21 protein-coding genes are annotated in these 20,425 nt (G+C 45.1%); 6 read left to right on the forward strand and 15 right to left on the reverse strand.

The features are described from left to right. Positions 1-17: 17 nt before the first annotated feature. From KD145_RS31990 to KD145_RS32000, 3 genes are all read right to left on the reverse strand, one after another. The gene (locus tag KD145_RS31990) at positions 18-1,391 is read right to left on the reverse strand and encodes a glycosyltransferase (RefSeq protein WP_249219683.1); all 1,374 of its coding nucleotides are present in this window, start codon (positions 1,389-1,391) and stop codon (positions 18-20) included. Positions 1,392-1,453: 62 nt separating this feature from the next. Then, positions 1,454-2,599 (reverse strand): HEAT repeat domain-containing protein, encoded by a 1,146-nt coding sequence (locus tag KD145_RS31995; RefSeq protein WP_212003846.1) that lies wholly within the window; start codon positions 2,597-2,599, stop codon positions 1,454-1,456. Positions 2,600-2,615: 16 nt separating this feature from the next. Then, entirely contained in the window at positions 2,616-2,999 is a 384-nt protein-coding gene (locus KD145_RS32000; protein ID WP_212003847.1) for a response regulator transcription factor, read from the reverse strand. Between the two features lie 551 nt (positions 3,000-3,550). Between KD145_RS32000 and KD145_RS32005 the strand changes: the two genes are divergently transcribed. Together KD145_RS32005 and KD145_RS32010 are read left to right on the forward strand one after the other, a co-directional pair. After that, positions 3,551-4,039 carry a hypothetical protein gene (locus KD145_RS32005; RefSeq protein ID WP_212003848.1) on the forward strand — a complete coding sequence of 163 codons (489 nt, stop codon included), beginning with the start codon at positions 3,551-3,553 and terminating at the stop codon, positions 4,037-4,039. A gap of 519 nt (positions 4,040-4,558) precedes the next feature. Further along, positions 4,559-5,944 carry a sigma 54-interacting transcriptional regulator gene (locus KD145_RS32010; protein ID WP_212003849.1) on the forward strand — a complete coding sequence of 462 codons (1,386 nt, stop codon included), beginning with the start codon at positions 4,559-4,561 and terminating at the stop codon, positions 5,942-5,944. Here KD145_RS32010 and KD145_RS32015 read toward each other — a convergent pair. The 7 genes from KD145_RS32015 to KD145_RS32045 are packed head-to-tail and all read right to left on the reverse strand — an operon-like array spanning position 5,931 to position 13,319. Continuing rightward, complete coding sequence (locus KD145_RS32015) at positions 5,931-6,764, reverse strand: amidohydrolase family protein (RefSeq protein WP_212003850.1); 834 nt, start codon at positions 6,762-6,764, stop codon at positions 5,931-5,933. The genes KD145_RS32010 and KD145_RS32015 overlap by 14 nt on opposite strands. 12 nt (positions 6,765-6,776) lie before the next feature. After that, complete coding sequence (locus tag KD145_RS32020; protein ID WP_212003851.1) at positions 6,777-7,661, reverse strand: hypothetical protein; 885 nt, start codon at positions 7,659-7,661, stop codon at positions 6,777-6,779. Further along, a complete protein-coding gene (locus tag KD145_RS32025; protein WP_212003852.1) occupies positions 7,658-8,779 on the reverse strand; it encodes an aminotransferase class I/II-fold pyridoxal phosphate-dependent enzyme in 1,122 nt (373 codons plus the stop codon). Before KD145_RS32025 ends, KD145_RS32020 begins: the two co-directional genes overlap by 4 nt. Before the next feature lie 4 nt (positions 8,780-8,783). Further along, positions 8,784-10,739 carry a hypothetical protein gene (locus tag KD145_RS32030; RefSeq protein ID WP_212003853.1) on the reverse strand — a complete coding sequence of 652 codons (1,956 nt, stop codon included), beginning with the start codon at positions 10,737-10,739 and terminating at the stop codon, positions 8,784-8,786. A 39-nt stretch (positions 10,740-10,778) separates the two neighbouring features. Continuing rightward, positions 10,779-12,053 (reverse strand): hypothetical protein, encoded by a 1,275-nt coding sequence (locus tag KD145_RS32035; RefSeq protein ID WP_212003854.1) that lies wholly within the window; start codon positions 12,051-12,053, stop codon positions 10,779-10,781. Then, complete coding sequence (locus tag KD145_RS32040) at positions 12,008-12,601, reverse strand: hypothetical protein (RefSeq protein ID WP_212003855.1); 594 nt, start codon at positions 12,599-12,601, stop codon at positions 12,008-12,010. The genes KD145_RS32035 and KD145_RS32040 overlap by 46 nt, the downstream gene beginning before the upstream one ends. Positions 12,602-12,641: 40 nt before the next feature. Beyond that, positions 12,642-13,319 (reverse strand): hypothetical protein, encoded by a 678-nt coding sequence (locus tag KD145_RS32045; protein WP_212003856.1) that lies wholly within the window; start codon positions 13,317-13,319, stop codon positions 12,642-12,644. A gap of 314 nt (positions 13,320-13,633) precedes the next feature. On the opposite strand from KD145_RS32045, the gene KD145_RS32050 reads away from it, so the two are divergent. Then, positions 13,634-14,212, forward strand: coding sequence for a putative quinol monooxygenase (locus KD145_RS32050; RefSeq protein ID WP_212003857.1), 579 nt, complete (start codon positions 13,634-13,636; stop codon positions 14,210-14,212). On the opposite strand, the gene KD145_RS32055 is transcribed toward KD145_RS32050, so the two are convergent. Further along, positions 14,167-15,018 (reverse strand): helix-turn-helix domain-containing protein, encoded by an 852-nt coding sequence (locus KD145_RS32055; RefSeq protein ID WP_212003858.1) that lies wholly within the window; start codon positions 15,016-15,018, stop codon positions 14,167-14,169. The two genes, KD145_RS32050 and KD145_RS32055, sit on opposite strands and share 46 nt — an antisense overlap. 187 nt (positions 15,019-15,205) lie before the next feature. Here KD145_RS32055 and KD145_RS32060 point away from each other — a divergent pair, with 187 nt between their 5' ends. Beyond that, positions 15,206-15,601 (forward strand): hypothetical protein, encoded by a 396-nt coding sequence (locus KD145_RS32060; protein WP_212003859.1) that lies wholly within the window; start codon positions 15,206-15,208, stop codon positions 15,599-15,601. Between the two features lie 47 nt (positions 15,602-15,648). On the opposite strand, the gene KD145_RS32065 is transcribed toward KD145_RS32060, so the two are convergent. After that, a complete protein-coding gene (locus KD145_RS32065) occupies positions 15,649-16,686 on the reverse strand; it encodes a lysylphosphatidylglycerol synthase transmembrane domain-containing protein (protein WP_249219684.1) in 1,038 nt (345 codons plus the stop codon). A 429-nt stretch (positions 16,687-17,115) separates the two neighbouring features. Between KD145_RS32065 and KD145_RS32070 the strand changes: the two genes are divergently transcribed. Beyond that, positions 17,116-17,553, forward strand: coding sequence for a DoxX family protein (locus KD145_RS32070; RefSeq protein ID WP_212003861.1), 438 nt, complete (start codon positions 17,116-17,118; stop codon positions 17,551-17,553). Between the two features lie 85 nt (positions 17,554-17,638). After that, the gene (locus tag KD145_RS32075; RefSeq protein ID WP_212003862.1) at positions 17,639-17,950 is read left to right on the forward strand and encodes a hypothetical protein; all 312 of its coding nucleotides are present in this window, start codon (positions 17,639-17,641) and stop codon (positions 17,948-17,950) included. A 65-nt stretch (positions 17,951-18,015) separates the two neighbouring features. Here the strand turns inward: KD145_RS32075 and KD145_RS32080 are convergent, their stop codons facing one another. From KD145_RS32080 to KD145_RS32090, 3 genes are all read right to left on the reverse strand, one after another. Beyond that, a complete protein-coding gene (locus tag KD145_RS32080) occupies positions 18,016-19,191 on the reverse strand; it encodes an alginate lyase family protein (protein ID WP_212003863.1) in 1,176 nt (391 codons plus the stop codon). Between the two features lie 339 nt (positions 19,192-19,530). Next, positions 19,531-19,737: a hypothetical protein gene (locus KD145_RS32085; protein WP_212003864.1), complete on the reverse strand. Its 207-nt coding sequence runs from the start codon at positions 19,735-19,737 to the stop codon at positions 19,531-19,533. A gap of 81 nt (positions 19,738-19,818) precedes the next feature. Beyond that, a complete protein-coding gene (locus tag KD145_RS32090; protein ID WP_212003865.1) occupies positions 19,819-20,007 on the reverse strand; it encodes a class I lanthipeptide in 189 nt (62 codons plus the stop codon). Positions 20,008-20,425: the final 418 nt, after the last annotated feature.

Genomic DNA, 20,425 nt, shown 5'->3' on the forward strand with positions numbered 1-20,425 from the left:
TTGATCTGTATGAATAATTACGCAGCTGCCTGTTGTTTGAAACCTTTTCGCTGCATATTTCCCCAGCCGTGCTTTTTACCGGTAAGGTGGTACAGGTAACCCTTCATGGCAAAAAACAATACCAGCGGATGATAGATGAATGGTTCAAGGAATGTCATCATACACAACTTCGCTACATCCTTCCAGCTCTTATAATACCGGAATGTAAGCTGGTCCCAGAGTATGGCCAGCGACGAAATGAATACAGAGAATGTATAAATGAACAATAACAGGATGATCGCAAAATCCCAGTTGATGACATGCGCCACGATGATATAGATGTAATACATCAGGCCTACAAACTCAATGACAGGTGCCAGCAGTTCAAAAAAGAAATTGTATGGGAACACGATCAGTCCGAGGCGTTTATATTTTGGATTAAACAATACCTGTCTGTGGGTACTGAATATCTGCAACAATCCCCTGGCCCAGCGGGTGCGCTGCCTGCCGAAAATTTTGAGCGTCGACGGGCCTTCTGTCCAGCAAAGCGTTTCAGGTATATAACGGATGGCGTAATCCAGCTTCTGTTCACACATGTATTTACACATGCGGACAATCATATCCATATCCTCGCCCAATGACCTGGGATCATAGCCGCCTGCTTTGATAACAATGTCCTTGTCGAACAGGCCGAGGCCGCCGGATACGTTGGGTACGGCGTTGATAGTGTTCCATCCCATTTTCCCCAGCACAAAGGAGCGGATGTATTCCATCTCCTGGAAGCGTGGCAGCCATTCTTCCGGAGGGCTGATGGTGGTAAGCATACCGGCATCCGCCTCGCAGGAATTGGCCATGCGCAGCGTGGCGCCGGTAGCAATCACTCTCTTCTCTTCATCCATAAAAGGACGGATCAGTTTCAGCAGGGTATTCCTGTCCAGGATACAGTCTACGTCTGTGTTCAGGAAGTAACTGAAGGATGCTGCGTTAATGCCCGCATTCACAGCGTCTGCCTTGCTTTTACCGTTTACCTTGTCCACTACCAGCAGCCTGGCATAAGCAGGGTTGTTTGATTTAAAGAAACGTTTTACAGGTTGACACAACAACTGCGGATTATAGGCAAAACTGATCTCAGACAGTTCAAATTCATGGATCAGTTTATCCAGCGTATCATCAGTACTACCATCGTTCACAATGATCACTTCGAATCGTGGATAGTTCAGTGTAAGCAGGGAACGTACGTTTGGTATGATGGTCACGGCTTCATTGTAAGCCGGAGCGATAACAGAAATGCCCGGTGTGAGCGGAGATTCCACCAGCGTAAGTGTTTCCCTGATCCTGTTCTTCCAGCTATAACGCCTGATGGCGAAATAGGAGAGGAATGCCAGGAAAGTATAGAAAGCGAATAGCAGCACACAATAAAAAAATATGGAGTGCTCGTAAAATTTTACTATATATGACCAGATAGTATGTTGCATTAATACTTGATTAGGGGGTTGAGGCAATGCTGCAGGATGATGAGAGGTTGCCCTACGCTCTGCTCCTGAAGCTGCTTCAGTATCAGTTGAGACAGCGCCTTATGATTAACAATTGACTTCGCAGCATGTTTCTTTAAGTCAAATTCTTCTGACTCCAGGAATTGCTGTCTGAGAAACTCCAGCTGATTCCCGCTGCCGATGCGGCCCAGCGCCTTCAGGATCTCCTTCTTACATGACAGAGGTTGATCCCCGTATATCTTTACCAGTTCTGGTTCTGCTTCCAGCGCCATGAGTTTTCCCAGGCTGTTAATAGCAAGGGCACGCTGTTCCAGGTTGTCTGTTTTTAACATGGATATCATGGCAGGGATAGCATCAAACTGATGGAAATGGGCGGCCAGTTTGAGCGAGAACGAGATTACCGAAGAATGCATAGCAGGATCTATCCACCGTGCAAAAGAAGGAGCGGGAATATCGGTCCGTTGGGTAATGAGGCGGAACAGTTCGACCTGTTCCCATGTCAGCAAGGGCTTCCTGATCTCCTGCAAAAAATCCATCGGGTGTTCTGCGGAGCATTTTGCAAAATAACAGCGGGCCATTTCACGCACGTAGCGGTCCTGGTGATTGATCAGCGGCAGTACTTCTTTTTCGTCTACTACAATTTCCATTCTGAATAATTCACCCAGTCCTTCCACGATCTTCCTGCTGCCGGAACTGCTCAGCTTGCGGCGCGCATCCTGGTACAATCCCAGGTCGATGTACAGGTTTCTGGCGAGGTCAGATACATATCCGCTGAAGTTTCTCCTGTAATGCAGGATTTTCTGCACCAGCAGTTGCCGTGCCCATGCATGATGCAGTGGCAGTTGTTGAAATTCATCCAGCGCCAGCGGAAGTTTTTCTTCTGAAATATCCCGCTGCACTATATGCTCCAGGAGGAGTGTATCGATCCGTTCTATTACAGGCCCATTCCTCCGGTCCTGGAAGTATTTCACCACCAGTAACAGCAATATGTTGAGGTATGCAATGAAGATACCTGCAATAGCAATTAAAGAAACAAGGATAGCGCCCTGGATAAAGGTGGGCAGGTAAATGAAGTTTTCTTTTACCTCCACCAACCACGACTCTATTCCATTAAAAAATGAAACCATGAATGACTACAGGAATTTATGAATGTGCGTTCTCTTTTTTTTCTAAAAGGCGGTTTACCCTTGATACCAGCTCGCTTGGGGCGAATGGTTTTTTCAGGTAATCATCTGCTCCGAGATCAAATCCGTCGAGTACGGTCTTCTCGTTGGTGATAGCAGAAAGGATCATGACAGGTGTACCTTTTTTTGGCTGACTGCGTTTATACTTGCTCAACAGTTCAAGACCGTTTGCGAAGGGGAGCATAAGATCAGTGATAATAAGCTCAAAATCGCCTTCTTCCATGTGTTTGATGGCTTCTTTTCCATTCTGAGCGATCGTGAGGCTGTAACCATGTTTGCCTAAAATAAGTGCAATGGCTCGTGCCATAAATGCGTCGTCTTCAATAACCAGTATGCGTTTCATTTTCTGTCGTTTAGTGAACAGTTAGTTAATAATAAGGCAGCCCCCTCTGTCGAAATAACAAAGGCGACATTACATGACAATAAATAAATAAATGTGCAGCGTGAAAAAGACACAGTTTACTTACTGGTGCCTCATAGAAACATGGTTAAAATTGGAGTCGGCTCGTAAAGTTCGTGTAAAACTAACATATATTATGCCAAAAAAATAAGGATTTTTGTAAAGTGGTTGATATCAATTATTTATATAAGTCATTTTATTTATGAACTAGCCTTGAAAGGTCATTTTCGCATATTCCAATTTACAGTCCCGGTTTTTCAGGAACAGGGTGGAAAATGGAGGCCACAAAGGGTATTGGGTTCGATTGGCTAGTGTAAACCAATGGAAGCGGATGTTGGCAGATGTAAGTAAAATTTAATATATTTGCAGGTATTGTGTATTCGAATTTGCAGATGCAGTATTTTCTCCATTAACCTACCTGATACTGACTTCTCCCTGACAGCAGGGGTGCGCGCTACAATCAACGAAATGAAATCAATCAAAATCTAATAATTATGGAATTACAGCAAAACCAGGAAGGTGAACAAAAAAAGGTATCAGGATTCAGTATCGTAAATATTTTTAAACCCGACTATGAGCGTTGGGAAGGTGTTCCAAGAATTAACATTTACCTTTTAAGACTGCTTTTTATATTGATGTTCGTTTTTCTCGGGAAAGATTCATGGACATATATTTTTACCTTCAAGGGAACATGGGATCCTATAAACGCAATGGCCTGGTGCATCTGGGCATCTTACTCCGTGTTATCTGTATTAGGAATAATACATCCGCTTAAAATGCTGCCTATAGTAATGCTGGAAATATGCTATAAAGTACTTTGGCTGATTCTGGTTGCTTATCCATTGTGGTCAGCCAATCAATTAGCCGGCTCACCTGCAGAAGGCATGACTTATGTATTTTTACCCGTTGTACTACCGATTTTAGCGATGCCGTGGAGGTATGCCTTTAAGAAATACGTTTTAGTATCAAAAAAGAATAAATGATTGAATATTCCGGAAGCTGACCTGGCTGGTCCGGCTACTAAAAAGGCTTGTAAGTTAAAACTTACAGGCCTTTTTTCTTTTATTCATATTAAAGCAGCCGGGTGGTATAATTGTCTATATGACAATAATATTTTTTTCATCTGAACTGTTATCAACAGTGCAACAACATATAGCACCTTTCACATGAACTTCGGGTGTACTTGAAATACGCATTTTGTGTGATTGTCGTATTTGAAAAATTATTTTAATTTCAGAAAGTACTGTTATGTCTTGCACAAAGTGACCTGCTTTACTACTGTACCTGGATAGCTATATCAACATATTTGCCAGTTGCCCCGGTGTTGTACGAATAGATTTTTATTTACCCCAATTATTGAAACACGCTACTTATTTCATTTGCCGGCAGAAATGTTAGGATGAAAAATTTTTCTCGGCCCGATTGATCATCTCGTTTCGTAATGAATGGAAGACTGCATGGCTGTATTCGGCCCGATTTGATAAGCGTTTAACATTTGTCTAATGGAAAAAACCATTGTTTACATGATAGATGCGGGAGAAGAAGGCAGTTCCTTATTTGCCGCCATTCAACAAAAGTTGGGTGATGAAGGTGTTGTTTTTGTGCGGCAGCCGGAAGGAGCCGGGATAGCCATTGTAGTATGGGCAGATAAATTAGCAGTAGAAACGGTGATGGACTATCTGCAGCCGCTTGCTTTGCTGGATATAAAAATTGTTCTGCTAACGGCCAACAAACTACTTTCCGATGTAGTAAAGTGGCAATTGAAACAGGCAGGGGTACACGAAGTGCTGGAATGGAACAAAGGAGAGGAGGTGCTGTTGCACTTAACGGCCCGGTTGAAACGGTGGGCGCAGGTAGAAGCATTGCTTTCACTGGACCTTGTACGCAACAATCTGATTGGAGAAAGTTATACCTGGAAGCGCTTTTTGAGAAAAGTTGTTGAAACGGCCTTTTTTACCAGCAACAGTGTACTCCTGATCGGTGAGTCCGGCACAGGTAAAGAAATGACCGCCCGTCTGATCCATGAACTGGACCAACGGAAAGAGAAGGGAAAACTGGTGTTGATGGATTGTACTACAATTGTTCCTGAATTATCGGGTAGTGAGTTTTATGGCCATGAAAAAGGCGCTTTTACCAATGCCGTGTATGCGCGGGATGGAGCCTTTGCCATGGCCGACAGCGGAACCCTGTTCCTGGACGAACTGGGGGAGTTGCCACTAACCATACAGGCCGGACTGTTACGGGTAATACAGGAAGGCATGTATAAACGTGTGGGCAGCAATACCTGGCGAAAAACAAACTTCAGGCTGGTATGTGCCACCAACCGCAACGTGAAAGAAGAAATTGTGCAGGGCAACTTTCGGAAAGACCTGTATTTCAGGGTGGCCGCATCGGTATTTATTATGCCTCCCCTGCGCAACAGAAGGGAAGACATACCCGAACTGGTAAGGGCGTTTCTACGGCAGGAGTTAAATGTTATTGTTGCTCCTGAAATGGATGGTGCGATTATGAATTTCCTGGTGCATCGTGATTATCCGGGAAACATCCGTGAGTTGAAACAACTGGTGAGTCAAATAGTTATGCGTTACGCTGGCCAGGGTTTTATTACCATGGGTGATATGCCGGAAGAAGAATGCCCATCGCTGCAGCAATTACAGGGCTTTACAGCCTCTTCGCATAACGGCCTGCATCAATCTATCAGGCTGGCAATTGCCAGCGGCAAAGATCTGTCGCGCATAAAAAATGAAATTGCCCACCTGGCTATGGAGATTGCCCTGGAAGATTGTGGTGGTAACCTTAAACTGGCTGCACGTAAACTGAATGTAGAGGTTAGAACATTACAGTATATCCGAAAAAAGAACAGCTCTGAGGTCGTTAACGACTCGTAAGCCAGGGATCTTTATAATCTTCCTGTACCAGCAACGGCCCTCTTTTAAACACAGACCGTACTGGCCGTGAATGTTCAAATTCCTTGTTACGCACCTTGCTGATTAAACGCAGAAAATTATCAGCCAGCATCATTTGTAAACTTTTAGTACGGGTGGTCAGCGCAAAAATTTTTTGAAGCTCCACCGCCGGATGTAGCCAGGGGCCATCGGTCCCAAATAATATTTTATGGGCGCCTGCACGCTGATAGGCCATAGCAAGCAGGTCGAACCGGCGAACGCCGGAACTGTCGGTATAAATATTGGCATGCCGCTCCAACATTGGAATAAAGGCAATTTGTGCCCGCCAGTCGTCTGCAAAGCTCGCCAGGTGTGGAATAATGAAATTAACATCAGGGTATTCGGTGGCCAGCAGTTCTATCATAGATACTTCGCCTACTACATCGTATAATACCGGCAGTGCAAACAGGCGGGCCACTTCACAAATTTCGCGGCTGATGCGGGCATCGTGCCGGTGCACTTTTATACCACAAAAGCCGTATTGCAGAACGGCCGTGCTTACCAGGTCGTATATACGGCCCTGATCTTGAATGGCATGCACAAAGGCAAAACCATAAAAGCGTTGTGGGTTCTTGTTAACAATGGACGCTACGGCGGCATTGGCCGAGGCATAGTTGGAATGAAAAGCAGCAAACAGGTTGGTGCGTTGTATGCCGGCAGCAGCCGACCATTGCAGAAATGGTGTCAGGGAAGCCCGGGTATCCCACGGGCCTGTGAGCCCATCGCCTTTACCTGCATGACAATGTGCATCTATGATGAGCATAAGGTGGCATTGTTATATTTCCCAAGTTACAATCTGAACGGCATCGGCTGGCAAATTGGTTCTTATGGCAATGGTCTTAGCCAGTTGTCGTAACTGCTGTGGTGTACCATTCTGGCCACGGGCATCCAGTATTATGCGTTGTGGCAAAGGATTACCGGATGCATCCTGCGGACCATGCAGTCTTCGACGGGCAATTTGTTTTTGTAATGTGCGGATCAGCTTTGCCTGGTTGTTTATGTTATAATTTTTTACTTCTATCATGGTATCGGCCGGGTTGATATCAGGAATAACACTCCCTGCCGGGGGCTTGAACCTGCCATTGGCCTGTTGCTCCCACTTAACAGGTTGGTTATTCAGGAATGTTCTTTGGCCGGGCATGCCAAACTGCCGGAAAAACAATTGAAGATCTTTTTCCGACTGGTGCCAGCAAGGTCTTTTCCGTTGTTCGATGGTTTTAATGTAATCATCATACCGTTGGATAACAATGGGGCTGCGGGCGCGCTTCAATTTTTCCTGCCAGTAACGCAGCAGGGCCGCGCGTTGCCTGGTGCCAAAGCTGATCAGCGGAGAAGTGGTTGGTTTGCCGGGAACTGCCGATAAAGCACCGGGAGACGTGTTGCGTTGCACACTGTTGGCGATGCTGCTGCCAATATGTATGGCATTGGCCAGTAAGGGGCCCAAAAAATGGTCGGGCGTTGTTTCTGAGGGAGCGCACTTACCGGCTGGCTGTGGCCTGGCAAAACGTTCATTTCTGCGTTCACGCCATGTTTTATATTTAGATCTGCCTGCCTGCCGGGTAAGGCAGGATTGGCAGTTACATGACCGGGTATGCATTGCACCTGGAAAGGGTTGCCTGTCAATCCGGTTATCCATTGGTGTTTTTAGCCAGTTCGTCATAATAAGAATGTTTGATTGTCAGGTGATAAAATGCCTTTTACATTTGGCTGTTGCCTGCACGCCCGGGCCAGTTCCTGCACTACGTGGCAAATTTGTTCACGGGTATGGTCACTACGAAATATCAGCATTAATAATGGATGCGTACCTGTATGGGTGGCAGACAAGACGGCTTTAATATCCCGTTGCTTCAGGCGGTGATAAATAGCCGTTGTTATACTGGCGTCGGGGTGATGTAAATGTTGCACCGGAAAGCAGCTATTGCTTACATTAAGATCAACCCATGCCATCCTGCGTCTGAACAGTTTAACATTATCCCACAGCCTGCCCCGTAACTGGTTTCCCTTTGTCAGGTTCCAATGGAGGGCATTGGCTGCTGCCTGTATATGCGCATTGCTGACAGGACTTGAATATGTTCGTATAGCGCTGGCCTGTTCAAACTGCCTGATGTGGTTGCGTGTACTTCCCATAACAGCCATGGGCACTCCCCATGCTTTGGCCAGCGAAACAATGGTGGTAATGCAGCGCGTTTGCCCTGCTGTCAGCTGTTTCCATCGCAGTATACCCCCTCCATCTATTCCATACGGAAAAATGGTACTGGCACCTGCACCCAATATGCCAAACGCCTGTGTATCGTCTATAAACAAATGCCCATTCATACTATTCAACAAGGCTGCGTAGTGTTCAATAGGAGCCGTCCTGCCACATACCGGGCACCAGCCATCGCTTAGCACTATGGGCTTTGTAATGCCTTTGCAATAACGCTGCATAAGCTGTTGAAGGTGTTTTGCATCCTGGTGGCGGAAATAAAAAACCGGAATTTTTTTTACCAGTAACTGTTCTATGCCATATCTGGAAACCGGGTAAATAAATTCGTCTATAAATACAATTACAGGCTGGCGGCTTAAAACATGATAAAGGTCCCAGTAAAGATGTAGGGTGGAAGGCGCTGTTAATCCACATTCCAGACCCTGCAGCCTGGCTACCTGCTCAGCCACTTGTTTATTCAGCGCCGGCTCACCCAGCACAGCGGGAATGCCTGTAGTAAGCTGTTCCCAACGCTGTAGTGTTGTACCAGGGTGTTTCATTGCCAGGTACAACGAGGATGTAAAATCCATCATACCCCTATCTTATGGTTTGTTCTTTCAGGCGACGTAATAAGTGCAGAGAAGGCTGCTGCACATCGATCTTGCCATCTTCAAGGCTCAGGTCAATGCCTGTTACGGCACGGTATGCATGAACATAGCCCTGTATCTGTTCGCGCCAGAACTTGGCCCAGTTGGCTGCCTGGTTACGATCGGAAATAGAAGCCCAGTTGCCAAAGCGCACAGAAAGCAGTAACTGTTCGCCAAATACGCCCAGGTCACGGAAATGGAGCACTGATGTTTTGGTCCAGTTCTGCAGCGAGTTCATGGCTGCTACGCGATCCATCCAGGCTTCCGGATAAGCCACCATCATACGCGTGGGTAAAAACTCCCTGAACTCGGGCCTGGCCAGCAACCATTGCTGCATCAGCATTTCAATACGGGCAGTGGAGGGAAGGTCGCCAAACTGGTTGTGCGCACCTTCGCTCAGGATCAGGTGTACTTCCTTCAACGCGTTCAATACCGGGAAACCATCTGCCACCACGGTTGTATCATCCAGTTGCTTGTAGAACCGTAAGGTGGTGTTCAGCAGATTGTGAAAAGCCTCTATGAATTTGCTGCGGCTATCGGCTGTACGCAAATTGCCCACAGCTTTGCCCTGCAGGGAAATGCCGTAATGGTGATCGTATTCCAGGGTTCGGCGGCGCAGGCTTAGCCGATGTTGTTCATCCTGAATATAACCCCATATCAGGTTGTTGAGCGGACGTAGCGGATCAATTTCCAGGTTGGCCAGCGGGTCAGAGCCGTTTCCGCGAATGTTCTGAAACCGGCGGCAAATAGCTCCCATGGCCTGTACCATCATGCTTTCTTCATGCCAGTAACTCCATATCAGTTCCAGAAAGCAGGGGTTGCTCAATTTATCGCTGATGATGCCTACACAGTTGTTGTTGTCGATAGTGCGTTGGCCTTCTTTATTAAAGGAATCCAGGGCCTGGTCCATGGTAATGTGCTTGATGCCCTGATCGCCCAGTTTGCGGCGTATAATGGCCAGGTAGGGCAGTACTTTTTCTTTGGTACCATTGGTATTTACAAGGTATTGATTCCAAAAATTATCCAGGTCACTCTTGTCCACATCTCCGTTTTTAAGGGTTACCCTGTTGTACAGCTCTTCTACATCTCGGGTGGAAAAATTACCATAATTGCTTACTCCGCAGTTCACCATTAAAAAGGCTTCCGTGGCTACTTTCAGGCTGCGGTAAGCATCGGTGTCGGTAAAGGGTAAAACACGCTTGCCTTTCAGATTATGGATCAATTTGCCCAGTTCTGTTTTATTGTTTATGTCACCTGAACCGCAGAAAATGAAATCCATGTGCTTCATATAATTATCAAACGAAATGGCTTCAGTCCCTTTTAGTATCAGCAACCAAAGGGTTAGATCGCGGGTAAAAGGTGTGGCGCTGGGCTGCAGGCTGGTATTGATACTGGTAGTAGCATTCAATGCTGAACGCCGGATGTAGATCTGTTTAGGATCCTCTACTTCCAAATAGGTTACGGTTTCATTGTTATTTTTGTCGGTCGATTTTAAAACCGGTTGTACGGCATAGCCTGAGTTGTTACAATTGGTTGTGTTCAGTAGCCAATGTGAGATGATCGTAACTGTTCTATTGAAATTTTTATTATTATCATTTATATCCAGTATATCCAGTTTAGTTTTAGTGCCTTCGCCTTCGCGTTCCAGGTAGGCTTCATCGTACACATGGCGTAGTACACCCTCCTGCATATCTGGAAAGAAGTTAAGGTACAGGTATGAATGTGGTGATTTATCTGGTTTGATACTATTGACATGTTTAATTGTTGTATTGAACGAAATGTTTAAAATTACGGTGTCTCCCTGGTCTACTTCATTTGGTATGATAGATAGTGAGATGTCGGAAAGTGAGTCCACGGTAAGCCATCTACTTACATGATCATTCACTTTAAATAAAAAGTTATCCATGGTAAGTTGTCTTTTTTGAATGAGTAAATAACTGTTTCATTAAATATTCATCAGCGCCCAATGCCGCAGCATTTTGGTAAGCAACCGGTTTTCTGTGAACGGGGTTATTACATTGTCGGCCCTTGCCTGCCCTATGGTGGCAAATACCAGGGATGGACGTTGCCTGGCCAGCAGGTTGAGGTCTTTCTTCCATTGCTGATAACGGGCTCTTAACTGGTGCGGCTGGCGTTCGTGCAGGGGAAATATTTCATATAATTGTTTCCCTTTTAGTTTTGGCGGCCGGTGCTCTTTTACCAGTTGGGCAAACCGGGGCAGCACTGCTTCAAGTTGTTGCAGCAATTGTTGGATGGCGACCGGCAAACCCGGTCTGGGATAAAAGGTTTCCCACAAGTGTTCCAACCGTTGCCATTGATCATCGGGATATAACAGTTTGCCAAAAGCGATGCTGATCTTTACCCTTATCCACGGAAAAGGATGTGGGTCGTCGTCAACTGCGCGAAAAACAAAGTACCTGGGAAGGGATACTACGCTGATGAGACCTGTAGAGGCGCTGATACCGAGGAAACCAATGGCCCAGAAATCGGACAGGATTTCAGAGATCCAGCGGCTCAATAATGTCCAGGCCTGACTATAGGTTTTTTCTTTGGCGGCCAGATCATCCAGCACAAGTCTCAGCGAAGAGATCAGATCAAGCAATGCTGAACCCCGGTGCCCCACTTCGTGTATCAGGGAAGAACCAATGCCGCTGGCCACCATCCGTTCACGGGGAATTTTAATAACGGCTACGGGGTTATCATCGCCACCCGGTAAACGGGTGTGTGCCCGACGTATAGCTGCCCCATGTCCACGGTCGAGGTAACATATCATGGGAGGCGCCTCTACAGAAAAGCGTGTCATTACCAGGGCATCGCGGGCTAGTACATCCAGGCCCGCAATCCAGATACCGGTTTCGTTTTCACCCCGCTGACTTACTACGTCACAGAAAATATCAAACTGGTCCAACAGTGAATTGAAGCGCAGTTTCAGCACGGCATATGCAGCCTGGCATCTTTCAATGGATGTATTTTTAGTCTTCACATTTTTTATGAAGCTCAATACCCTTTCTGTGAGATGTGCTTTGCCGGCCGTCATTAGCGTGTATATTTCCTTTTGTGCCATATAGGGTACTGCCGCCGCCATCACCATAGGCATCGACATTTCAAAAGGCTGCAACTGTTTCAGTCGGGTCAATAATCCCTGTGCTTCATTGATGAGGAAACTGCGATATCTTATATCACGTTGTGTAAGATCAGCTTTGGTCCCTTGCGTGTCCATGTTCCCTGTTTTTTGAAAGCGGAATTAGAAGATACCGATGCTGTATGTTTACGCGAAATAATGGGACGGGCGGCCTGATTGATAGCCTGTGTAACCAATACCCTTGAACCACCTGCCTGATTAATTGTATTTCCTTTTTTCAGTGCATGCTGCAAATATTGGGCGGCATTGCGAATTACCCGAACATAATCCACTGCGTCGTTTTCGCTTACCTCGCCAAACAACCAGTTACTGGCGGCGCTGGCCATTGTGTTGCCTATTTTAGCCCCGGTACTGCCACCTAAATATTGCCCCAGGTTTTTGCCTACGCTGGGCAGCATTTTTTTACCAAAGCTCTTGGCGCCATTAATAAAGTCTTTTTTGATGGCCTGCCCCTGTGGCGAATTGTACAATCGTTTACCAGCATCCCAAATGTTTCCCAGGAAATTTTCAAACTCCTGTTCGCTGGCTATATTCAGTAGCCGGGAGGCCAATTCGCCTTCCATCTCCAGTTCACCAGTTTCCTGGAAAACTTCGGGGTTGAATTCATATTCATTCAGAAAGCTCATTTGCAAATATTTTTAAAGTAATGAAGTAATGGTTACTGGTTTAAGCACCATACACAATGATGTTATTGCCATCCCTTTCCCATGTGCCGGAAGCTGCGCCTGTATTATAATATCCCGGGCGATTGTTATAGTGGCGACGTTTGCGTAATAAGCCAGGTGCATGATTGTATGCAGCCTGTTTCAGTGCGCCATTAATGACTGAGCCGGGCGCCTGGCCGGCATTGGCAGCAGTGGCTGCTCTGCGGGTAGCATCTGTGGCAAAACGTACATAACGACGGGCCACTTCAAACTCGCGGTCTTCATTGCTAAGGCCTTCCAGCTCCAGTTCAAACAGGTTGGAAGCTGCACTACCCAGTTTGCTACCGATAGCACCACCCAGGCCGGGTACAAGGAAATTGCCTAATGCCCCTCCGGCAATGGGCAATGCTTTTTTGGCAATCGTTTTTAGTCCACCCAGCAAGCCTTTACCAATAGGCGACCTGGCAAAGCTGGCTAAGCCTCTGCCGGCTTTACTGATTAGCTTACCCAGAAACTGTTCCATTTCCTGTTCGTTGGAAACGCCCAGCAATTCGGTAGCCAGTTCCAGTTCAAGCGCTTCGCCTTCCAGTTCTCCTTCAAATTCAAATTCGTTTTCTCCTTCAAATTCAAATTCGCCTCCTCCTTCAAATTCAAATTCGTTGAATTCATATTCGTTCATAGTGCGATCGATGTTGTGCATAAGTGAATGTTTTTGAGGTGATTTAATAGATAGATGTTTTCGTGAAGAAGTAAGTCAATCGGGGTGCCAAACAGGTAATTAATTGATTGATAACGGGTAAGTAACTTATGCGGGATGAATTATTTTTCGCGGGAGGTAATTGCGGTAGGGAAGGAAGGAAAAAAAATTCGCATGGGGTGATACTACCAAGCAGGTGATAGCACAACACTACGGGATTCTTTTGCTCTGATAGCTTTTGGCAGAATTATACAATTTTACTGCGATAGCAAGATCTAGTTTTGCCTCATCATTAAAAATAATCAACAATATTAGTCATGAATCGTACAAAGATGCTCTTATGGCAGCTTGCCTGTATTGTATTTGCCATGCCAGCCTTAGGATGCCAGTTAACAGACCTGGACAGCCGGGAGCCGACAAGTGCCCATCCGGACATCCACCTGACTATCGATGCGCCTGCAGCTGTGTTATTTCTTCATATACCGGATGCTGAAAAATGGCCTCATGGATATAATCCTGAAGACAGCTGCCTGAGAAAACTATCGGAAAAAGAATATCAAACAATGAGTACTACAATTACAACAATGGAAAAATTCGTTATCGCAAAGCTGTTTATCCGGCCGGAATCGACGGATGAATTCCGTCGGGCACTGGAGGAACTCGCCGTGCTGACCAGGAAGGAGCCCGGCTGTATCGACTATACTTATTATCCGGAGCCAGCAGAAAAAGGTGCATTTACATTGATAGAACACTATCGTGACCAGGCAGGGCTCCGGTATCATTTCCAGCAGGCTTATCTGGCAGAATTTGTCAAAAAGATGGAAGGATGGAAATCGAAAGACCTGAAGGTTTATTTTTTATCGGTCGAGCCTGATGCATTAAAAGACGACAAATAGAAATGCTGGTTCTGGCTTGCAGGGGATAGGATAGCACCAGGCTTATCACCGAAAAATCGCCTGCAAGCCCTTATGAAATGAGACTGGTCATAGTATCCGAAATCGAAGGCTACCGGGAGGTAATCTCTGATCTGGTGCGATAAAAGGTGTTTTAAGGTATTGTTCAGTCGTGCTCTCTGTTGGAATGACTTTGGTGTGATGCCCACGTTGTTTATAAAAAACCGTTCAAACTGGCGGTAACTGCTGCCCAGGCCAGCACTGAAAGATATCAGATCGGGGATCTCACGGTTATAATACAACTGCCTGACAGCTTCGTCTATCAGTGTATGAGGGCGATGATATTTGTTTAAAAGTCCGAGCAGGAAATCTCCGATCAGTTCCAGTTGTTGCGATATACTTATACTGCCGTACAATCTTTCTGTTAACCTTTTGCCTTCGTCTCCGTAAAGCATATTTATATCCGGAAAACACTCTGTAACATCAGCCACTGGTATAGGGCAGAAATGCCTGATAGCGCCCGCTTTAAACCTGACGGCAATAAAGAAGTGATCTTTATTGATCATGGCTTTGTAGCACTGGTTGCGAATGCAATAGATCGCCTGCATGGGTGGCGTATGAAGGGAATTGTCCTGGGAAACGATCGTCATGGGAGCTTTGAGCTGGAAGATCATTTCCGCACCGGTGCCCGCGGCTAATGTAGGTAGGGAATAAGTAGCGGCGGTACCTTCGCCGGTCCAAAAGCGGTCAATATATGGGCGAAGAATAAGAGGCGGCAGGTAAGACGTCTTTTTTAGCAACACATCCATGCGATAAAGTTATAAAATATTCGCACAATGTTTAACCTGTATATTCCCCGGAAGTAGCCATCATTTAACAAATTTGCAGGACCCGAAGGTATGGCATGAAGTATGTGAATTCGTTCATAGAGGCCGTGGACGAAGGCTGCCGATGGGGCTGTTTTTTAAAATTGTATCAGCATTTAAAGCTGTCGTTATGCAGATTTATATTAGTGAAGAAGCGATCATTGCCGATATTCAGGAAAAATTTCACCAGATCTACCCGAAACTGAAACTGGAATTTTTCAGGGACCCGGTGGGGGAAGGGGAGCATATACCTAAAAATATCAGGGTCTCACCTGATACGCCAATTGAAATAATACGCATACGGCATCACTTTGGATGGCTGGATGTCAGCCACTACCGGACTGCGCTGGCTGTAGAACACGATTTAAGTCATTTATTTGGACTGCATGCGAAAATATTACACAAGTCCGGTTCCCTCTGGTTGCAAGCTACTGGCACAGGTCATCTCTCCCTGGAGGAATTGAGTGCCGGTGATACCCCGAAAAAATCAACTTTTCATCTCCCGGAAGAACCGGAAGCAGAATAATCCTGAAATATAAGCGGGGCAATGTATTGGTAGTACAGGTAGTTAATTCAGGGAATGCCTATATCTTTTTTTTTCAGCTCGCTTCTGTATAACATAAACCCTACCGGCATGGGGAACCAAAAAGACAGCAACCTGTAAAGCAATGTCACTACAATTGCTGTACCTACCGGCACACCCAGGTGGGTAAGAAAGAATACCATACTGCTTTCAAAGACAACAAGTGATCCGGGTGAAAGCGGTAGCACAGCAATAATTCTGGTGCCTATAAAAGTAAGAACAACGACATAGGGAGAAGGGGAAGTCCCCATTCCACGAAGTAATGCATAAATAGTAAGACAATCAGCAGCAATCATCAACAGTTGAAACAGTGTGCCCTTCATTACTTTTATACGCTCTTTTTTCAGGAATGATAGAGATCCCTCACCCCGGCTTTGTGAGATGTCCAGAGACATATTTTTTCCAATGAACTTTATCCGCTTCATTTTCTCAAAAAGCTTCGCAAGAAATTTTTTTCTACCTGCAAATACTATAATAAAACCTAAGAAAATAAAGATCAGAATGCCCGCCGCCAATGTGCCGATAAATACCTGCGGCGTTTTATAAACAAATATAGCGGCCAGGAGCAATAGTATTATCAATATTTCCAACGCGAAATAATAACACATCAGCTCTACCACGATCAGGGAAATGAGATCTGTTGGAGACACCTTATAGCTTTCGAGAAATCCGAATATAAAAGTACTGCCGCTGATTCCTCCGCTTGGTATGGCCTGATTAAAAAACAAGGAGATAACGGTAGCCTTCATTAGTTCCCATAAGTCGGGATATCGCTCTAGTTTATATGCCTTCAGTAAAACACGGTAAACAATAGCAGCAAAGAAATAAGTCAGTAGTTGAGAGCATATAGCAATCGCTAACCAATATATATCTACTCTTTTAAGGAGCAACAATTCTTTTTTGATATCGTGGTAATAAAAGATGATCAGCACTAACGCAAAAACGAAGAAAACTACTGACCATACCCAGTAAGAGGTCTTTATTTTTTCCCTGGAGGAGGGCGTTTTATCATTACTGGTAACAGGCATCGGGAAATCTTATTTACGATGACAGAGAATCCTTGTTTCATTTGTCCAATCATAATATCCGTCAGTAGCAGGAACAGTCCGCATGAAAGACCGGCCGGAAGCGTTGCCTGCAGTTGACCATCAGAAGCATATACATCGTTGTTCTGTAATTATCCCTAACACAGGATGAGGATCTTTGTTGGCCGATGGTGGAGAATAGTATGAAATTTGTATTGTAGAAAGGGACACTGTATTGTTCCCTGCATTGCGGGAGATCGTTAGCAGACGAGGGTTTGACAGCCTGGGTGAAGACTTTGAGAAACGTAAGCATCAGCTTTTCGGCGAGGGAGGGTTTGAGCTGCTATAGAGAAACAGCTGGGTCTGGCACAGGTTACGCCTAAAATTTAGGGCAATTTCGATCAGGTAAACATACATTCAAATAGTTAGCATATGCAAAACAAAAATTTTCCGTATGGTTATTCCTATTTGTTGATCCGGCTAATACCAGGGCTGGTATTTTTATCGGAAGGAATACAAAAATTCGTAGTACCAGTTGAACTGGGTCCCGGACGTTTTGAAAAGATAGGATTTTCCCATCCCGAATTTTGGGCTTACTTTACCGCCTGTTTCGAGATTTTGTGTGGCTTGCTGTTAATTGCCGGATTAATAGTAAGATTAGCAGTGGTACCATTGCTGATAGTAATGATTGTAGCCTTCATTACTACCAAATTACCCATACTTGATCAAAAGGGATTCTGGGCAATGGCCCACGAGTATCGCACTGATTTTGCAATAACCCTGTTATTAATATTCCTGCTTATTAACGGGGCGGGGTGGCCCTCGGCTGATAGCCGGATAGCCCGCATTAAAAAGAAGCGGCGATTCTGATATCTGAAATGATGCAAGACTTTTTCTGAAAAGTACACTTCGTTTATACGTGTCCGTTCCCGAATCCTTTATCTGTTTTCCTTTTTTGTTTTGGCCCTTTTATCTGAATGGAAAGATCGGGGTAACAGATACCGATTTGCGCCTGGCTCCGGGAAAGGAAGAAGAGCAGATACCCTGGCAGGCTATCGAAAAGATGAACCTGCGTATTGTGGAGCTGAACACCGATAGAAATTATGTAGAGCTGACTGTATTATTGAAAGGAGGAGAAAGACGCCGGGTATTTTTTACAAGATACCTGCCGGAAGGGAAGATTCGCCGGCTGGAGCATTTAATTAATTGCAAGTATAGCAGCATACATTATCAGGGGTACAGGATAAAAGCTATCCGGTACCCCTGATTTTTTTCACAATAAAGGAACACCCCGGTACTTATGTTGTACATCTTCACAAGTGCTTTCCCCGCTTATTGCAAGCTGCTTACACCATAATGCGTGTAAGTGGTAAAGCCCAGGAACGTATTATCATTAGGCACGCCCAGGGGAGCCTGTAAACCTCTTAAATAACTGAGATTGCTGGTTTGATAGTGGTTATATGCGACTTCTGTGCCTGGAAATACAGGGCTGGAAGTGGAGCAGTAGTTACAACTGGTTGTTTGACCATAGGCTGCGCGCATATAATCATAACCGGCGCTGATACGGCTGCTATTGGCTGTCCATAGGGTATTATCACCCTGGATCTTTGCCAGTTGTGCAGCATAAGCAAACGCGGTCAGTGAATACTGAAAGTGCACACAGTCCTGGCGGCTGCAGTATTCAGGGATATTACCGTTGGATTGTACAATGATGGGCAGATAGGTAGTGATCAGATCGTATCCGTTCTGATAAACACTGGTACTGTTCAGGAAGATGCCTATGGCCATTTTTGCATAACCCTGGGAAGCATTCCAGTTATTGTTATACACCGGCATATTGTTGATGTAGTTATTCTTTACATTATTGAGATAGTTGGAAAACTGAGTGATATCTGCGGAAGACCATCCTGAGCCATGCCCGTTTATCTGGTAGTAACGCATGATTTCTGCTGCTGCCACGAAGCTGGGAGTGGTCCAGGAGGCTTCCAGTCCAGGCTGGTTGGGATTGGTGGAAGCATCCAGCAAGGCATAATTCTGAAAAGTATAAGACCATCCATTCAGTATCTGAATGCATTTGTCGGCCCAGCTTTGAGTACCTGTTTTAGCCCATCTTAACGCTAAGGCATATGCGAGTTCGGCATCTTTTCTGATCTGTGATTTTGAAGGAGAAGTGGCACCGTTGGACCCAACTACCACCGTGGCGTAAAAGGAGGTAGGTACCGGATGACTGTCCACATAATCAATTACTTTCTGATAATAGGCAGTACGGTTGGCATCGCCACCGTTTACCTGGCCGCCTACATAATCAAGGCTGGCCTGTGTGTTTAATACGCCTGGATGTACAAATGAAGTAATCTGCGCAGTGGAAGCGTCGGTTTTAGTAGTGGCACCAGCCTTTGTACTGGTATTTAAACTGTCTTTCAGTTGTTGTTTCCCGCAGGAAAATAATAAAACAGTGGCAAGGAGGATGCTTGCAGCAAGGCAATAAAAAATGGTGTTTTTTTTCATAGTGGAATTTTGAGGTGATTAAATGAGGGTCGATATCGGATTATTAAGGGCTAAATCGGTCTAATGTATGCAAACGATTTCATAAAGATAAACAAAGGGTTATCAGGAACAATCAAGGGCTTCAAATTATAGAAATTTTCAAATAAGTGTATAGTAGACATTTAAATACACATGGTATGCCTTTTATGGTGTTTTACCGCTCTCTTATTTCAGCTTAATCTACTACCTGCGTTTATTAAAAACAAAACCCGCTCTCAGAGCGGGTTTTGTTTTACTGTCCGATTTCGGTTTCTGAAACCTGTTACCTTCTTACGGACGGCATCCGGGAGTGTTGATGGTCTAACAACCCAGGGTGCAGCACATGGTACATGCCTGATATTGTGAGGCACATGGGTCAGGTATTACAGTGTTAGGGCCTGTAGGACCTGAAGGACCAGGAGGAAGGGAAGTAACCGCACCACCTTTTACCATCTGAGTACCATCTGTACTTAATCTGGCTACTGTGATCATCTTGAGGCTTAACTTCTTTGCTGTTTTCTTTTTCATGTTTAAACGGTTTTGTACTTTATTGGTAATGGATTACGGTGACGGATATATGAAATATTATAACCGGGAATAACAGAAGGCTCAGTCGCAAGGATATCCGGCTCCTCCGCAGGAGATCGTAGTTTTACCGCCGCAGCCATCGCAGATCCAGATAGAAGAGGTTTGTGGACCACCAGGTCCGCCGCCCTTTATAGCTTCTGGATTGTTTACCTGCAGTTTAGTCACTGCAATTTTCTTCAGCAACAGCTTTTTGTTTGCTTTCTTTTTCATAATTGATATTTGTTTTTTGTGTGAAAGAATAAAGAGCTTTACCAGCAGCTGTCCTGGCAGTGCTGATAGCATAATGATATGTGGAGCTTTCGGATTACCCTGATAGGGAAAATAACGCGTGTCTGTCTTGAGGGAGGTACTTTACATGAAAATGAGGCAGCATAAGCAAATAATGGTATCTCGTTTCATGCGTAAAACCTTGAGGGAATTTCGTGGGCTTACATTTTAAATAAGTATTAAATAAGGTTATTTTGGGCGCAGGATATGTTGGTCTCATTATGATCTGTCTACAGTAACCAGGGGCATATCTCACATCCAATGTTAATACAAAGATGATGTTTTAGGAAGATGCCCATTTGATATATATTATCAGATTATTTACAGATTTTAGCTAGTTGCTGTCTGTTGTAAATAATTT

It is taken from the genome of Chitinophaga sp. HK235 (genome assembly GCF_018255755.1).
Lineage (GTDB): Bacteria > Bacteroidota > Bacteroidia > Chitinophagales > Chitinophagaceae > Chitinophaga.

What these genes read in the sequence shown, in the direction of transcription:
- KD145_RS31995 (WP_212003846.1), bottom strand. Translation starts at nt 2,599, where the DNA reads ATGGTTTCATTTTTTAATGGAATAGAGTCGTGGTTGGTGGAGGTAAAA.
- KD145_RS32000 (WP_212003847.1), bottom strand. Translation starts at nt 2,999, where the DNA reads ATGAAACGCATACTGGTTATTGAAGACGACGCATTTATGGCACGAGCC.
- KD145_RS32005 (WP_212003848.1), top strand. Translation starts at nt 3,551, where the DNA reads ATGGAATTACAGCAAAACCAGGAAGGTGAACAAAAAAAGGTATCAGGA.
- KD145_RS32010 (WP_212003849.1), top strand. Translation starts at nt 4,559, where the DNA reads ATGGAAAAAACCATTGTTTACATGATAGATGCGGGAGAAGAAGGCAGT.
- KD145_RS32015 (WP_212003850.1), bottom strand. Translation starts at nt 6,764, where the DNA reads ATGCTCATCATAGATGCACATTGTCATGCAGGTAAAGGCGATGGGCTC.
- KD145_RS32020 (WP_212003851.1), bottom strand. Translation starts at nt 7,661, where the DNA reads ATGACGAACTGGCTAAAAACACCAATGGATAACCGGATTGACAGGCAA.
- KD145_RS32025 (WP_212003852.1), bottom strand. Translation starts at nt 8,779, where the DNA reads ATGATGGATTTTACATCCTCGTTGTACCTGGCAATGAAACACCCTGGT.
- KD145_RS32030 (WP_212003853.1), bottom strand. Translation starts at nt 10,739, where the DNA reads ATGGATAACTTTTTATTTAAAGTGAATGATCATGTAAGTAGATGGCTT.
- KD145_RS32035 (WP_212003854.1), bottom strand. Translation starts at nt 12,053, where the DNA reads ATGGACACGCAAGGGACCAAAGCTGATCTTACACAACGTGATATAAGA.
- KD145_RS32040 (WP_212003855.1), bottom strand. Translation starts at nt 12,601, where the DNA reads ATGAGCTTTCTGAATGAATATGAATTCAACCCCGAAGTTTTCCAGGAA.
- KD145_RS32045 (WP_212003856.1), bottom strand. Translation starts at nt 13,319, where the DNA reads ATGCACAACATCGATCGCACTATGAACGAATATGAATTCAACGAATTT.
- KD145_RS32050 (WP_212003857.1), top strand. Translation starts at nt 13,634, where the DNA reads ATGAATCGTACAAAGATGCTCTTATGGCAGCTTGCCTGTATTGTATTT.
- KD145_RS32055 (WP_212003858.1), bottom strand. Translation starts at nt 15,018, where the DNA reads ATGGATGTGTTGCTAAAAAAGACGTCTTACCTGCCGCCTCTTATTCTT.
- KD145_RS32060 (WP_212003859.1), top strand. Translation starts at nt 15,206, where the DNA reads ATGCAGATTTATATTAGTGAAGAAGCGATCATTGCCGATATTCAGGAA.
- KD145_RS32065 (WP_249219684.1), bottom strand. Translation starts at nt 16,686, where the DNA reads ATGCCTGTTACCAGTAATGATAAAACGCCCTCCTCCAGGGAAAAAATA.
- KD145_RS32070 (WP_212003861.1), top strand. Translation starts at nt 17,116, where the DNA reads ATGCAAAACAAAAATTTTCCGTATGGTTATTCCTATTTGTTGATCCGG.
- KD145_RS32080 (WP_212003863.1), bottom strand. Translation starts at nt 19,191, where the DNA reads ATGAAAAAAAACACCATTTTTTATTGCCTTGCTGCAAGCATCCTCCTT.
- KD145_RS32085 (WP_212003864.1), bottom strand. Translation starts at nt 19,737, where the DNA reads ATGAAAAAGAAAACAGCAAAGAAGTTAAGCCTCAAGATGATCACAGTA.
- KD145_RS32090 (WP_212003865.1), bottom strand. Translation starts at nt 20,007, where the DNA reads ATGAAAAAGAAAGCAAACAAAAAGCTGTTGCTGAAGAAAATTGCAGTG.